This is a genomic window from Mesorhizobium sp. M7A.F.Ca.CA.002.05.1.1, assembly GCF_003998335.1.
Taxonomy (GTDB): Bacteria; Pseudomonadota; Alphaproteobacteria; order Rhizobiales; family Rhizobiaceae; genus Mesorhizobium.
Window position 1 is genome coordinate 1 of sequence record NZ_RZQI01000848.1, and the last position, 2,546, is coordinate 2,546.

The window sequence follows — 2,546 nt, forward strand, 5'->3', positions numbered from 1 at the left end:
CCGTTCGAGCTTGGCGAGGTCGACCTGACAGCCAATCTGGATATCCAGCCCGAGCAACGTCCGGCCTGCCTTCATATCGAAGGCTTCCACTACGAGACGATGACCGCGTCCATCGCTCGCTTTCATCAGGCGGGCTGGAAGGTGAGCCTGCATTCGGCCGGTCTTCCCAAAAGCGCACGCACGCCGGAAACCTTCTCGCAGATGGTCAAACAGATCGATCTGACCTTCATCAACGATGTGATGATACGGGAAATCTTCGACTTTCGCAGCCGTATGGCGACGACGATCGAAGAGGTGCGAGTGATGTTATCACGCATCAAACAACGGGGAACGGTCGTGCTCACCCTCGGCGAGTTCGGCGCCGTCGTTTTTCCGGCGAATGGCGGTCCGCAGATCGAGGTGCCGGCGCTGCCGGTCAATCGCGTCGACGCGACAGGCGCCGGCGACAGCTTTGCCGGCATCTTCCTTGCCCTTTGGCTGCATGGCGCGTCGCTCGACGACGCCGCGCGCTATGCGGCAATCGGGGCGAGCCTGACGACAACGGTTGAAGGCGCGCAGGGTTACATCGCAGACTTTGCCACGCTGAAGGCTGCGGCCCTGGCGAACAATGCCGTGATGGCCAGTTGAAACAATGGCTTATCGACGTTTCGACCTGGCGCGGAACACCGCATCAACCGACGAAATCAGGAGAGTATGATCATGGCGAAAACAAAAGTCCTTCTTGTCGGCGAAAGCTGGGTGAGTTCGGCGACCCACTACAAGGGGTTCGACCAGTTCGGCAGCGTCACCTTTCACCTGGGCGCAACACCCCTGGTGGACGCTTTGAAGGGCAGCGAATTCGATCTCGACTACATGCCCGCTCACGAGGCCGTCGAGAAGCTGCCTTTCACCATGGAAGGGCTGTCGCAATACAGGGCGATCATCCTGTCCGACATTGGCGCGAATTCACTCCTGCTCCACCCCGATGTCTGGCTGCACGGCAAAACGGTTCCCAACCGGCTCAAGCTCCTGCGCGACTGGACGCTGGCCGGCGGCGGCCTGATCATGATCGGCGGCTATTTCAGCTTCCAGGGCATTGACGGCAAGGCCCGCTGGCATCGCACGGCGGTCGAGGAGGCGCTGCCGGTGACCTGCCTTCCCAATGATGACCGGCTCGAAATACCGGAAGGCTTTCGTCCTGAGATCACTGGTTCCAGGGATCATCCGATTTTTGCCGGCATCGAGGGCGAATGGCCGCTGCTGCTCGGTGCCAACGAGGTCATCGCCCGTGATCGCGACGATGTCGAGGTCCTGGCGCGGCTGCCGCAGGACCAGGGCGGCCATCCCCTGCTGGTTACCGGGCGCCATGGCGAAGGGCGTACGCTGGTCTGGACGTCGGACATCGGTCCTCACTGGCTGCCGAACAGTTTTGTCGAATGGCCTGGCTACGCGCGGCTTTGGACCAACGTGCTGCGCTGGGTCAGCAACGCCGCCTAGCCGATCCGCAATCGTCGGGGAACCCGTCATGACAGAGCCCTTTCTTGTCGCCAGAAACATCGCCAAGCGCTTCGGCGCTCTGACCGCGCTGGCAAATGTCGATCTGGAGATCCGCTCCGGCGAGGTGCTGGCGCTTCTCGGCGACAATGGCGCCGGCAAATCGACCTTCATCAAGATCCTGGCAGGCGCTCATCCGCCCAGTGGTGGGGAGCTTGTGATCGAGGGCAATCCGGTCGCCTTTCACTCGCCCAAGGATGCCGCGGCATCGGGGATCGCGACGATCTTTCAGGAACTGGCGCTTTCGGAGAACCTGTCGATCGCAGAAAACGTCTTTCTCGGCCGTGAATTGAAACGCTCCATTTTTGGCATTCCGTTCCTGAAGCGCAAAGAAATGCGCCAGCGCGTCGACGGCCTGCTGAAGGAGCTCGACGCCCATATTTCCGATCCAGAAGCGCCTGTTGGCAGTCTGTCGGGCGGCCAACGCCAGGCCGTCGCAATCTGCCGGGCGCTCAATCTGAATGCCAGGCTGGTCATCATGGATGAGCCGACCGCGGCCCTTGCCGTTGCCGAAACGCGCAAGGTCCTGGCGCTGACACGGCGGCTTGCCGCGCGCGGCTGTGCCGTTGTGCTCATCAGCCACAACATTTCCGAAGTCTTCGAGGTTGCCGACCGCATCGTGGTGTTCCGGCGCGGCCGCAAGGTGGCCGAACGGCTGGCGGCCGATACCGATCACGAGGAAGTCGTTTCGCTCATAACAGGCGCTCATCCCGACGTGCGGGCGCTTGAAAAAACAAACTGAAACGCACGTCATTTCCAGAGAGGTTCAAACACATGCTTTCACAGTTCAAGAAAGTGCTCGCCGCTTCCGCACTGTCACTCGCCATTGCAACCGCGGCGCATGCCGCGGACAAACACAAGGTCGCCTTCGTTCCGCAATTGATCGGCATCCCTTACTTCAACGCCATGGAAGCCGGCGGCAATCGCGCCGCCAAGGACCTGGGCCTCGATTTCATCTATTCCGGTCCCGTCGACACCAATCCGGTCGACCAGTTGCAGATCGTCCAGAACCT

Annotated in this window: 3 protein-coding genes and 1 pseudogene; all 4 read left to right on the forward strand. The window is 61.1% G+C overall.

From position 1 onward, the window contains the following. The first annotated feature begins 99 nt into the window (after positions 1–99). Positions 100–627 carry a carbohydrate kinase family protein gene (locus tag EN939_RS29430; protein ID WP_245456849.1) on the forward strand — a complete coding sequence of 176 codons (528 nt, stop codon included), beginning with the start codon at positions 100–102 and terminating at the stop codon, positions 625–627. A 72-nt stretch (positions 628–699) separates the two neighbouring features. Next, a complete protein-coding gene (locus EN939_RS29435; protein ID WP_127271194.1) occupies positions 700–1,476 on the forward strand; it encodes a glutamine amidotransferase in 777 nt (258 codons plus the stop codon). Positions 1,477–1,504: 28 nt separating this feature from the next. After that, on the forward strand, positions 1,505–2,275 hold the full coding sequence (locus tag EN939_RS29440) for an ATP-binding cassette domain-containing protein (RefSeq protein ID WP_127271196.1): 771 nt from the start codon (positions 1,505–1,507) through the stop codon (positions 2,273–2,275). A 32-nt stretch (positions 2,276–2,307) separates the two neighbouring features. Further along, positions 2,308–2,546 (forward strand): annotated as a pseudogene (locus EN939_RS29445) (autoinducer 2 ABC transporter substrate-binding protein); the annotation flags it as partial.

What these genes read in the sequence shown, in the direction of transcription:
- EN939_RS29435 (WP_127271194.1), top strand. Translation starts at nt 700, where the DNA reads ATGGCGAAAACAAAAGTCCTTCTTGTCGGCGAAAGCTGGGTGAGTTCG.
- EN939_RS29440 (WP_127271196.1), top strand. Translation starts at nt 1,505, where the DNA reads ATGACAGAGCCCTTTCTTGTCGCCAGAAACATCGCCAAGCGCTTCGGC.
- EN939_RS29430 (WP_245456849.1), top strand. Translation starts at nt 100, where the DNA reads ATGACCGCGTCCATCGCTCGCTTTCATCAGGCGGGCTGGAAGGTGAGC.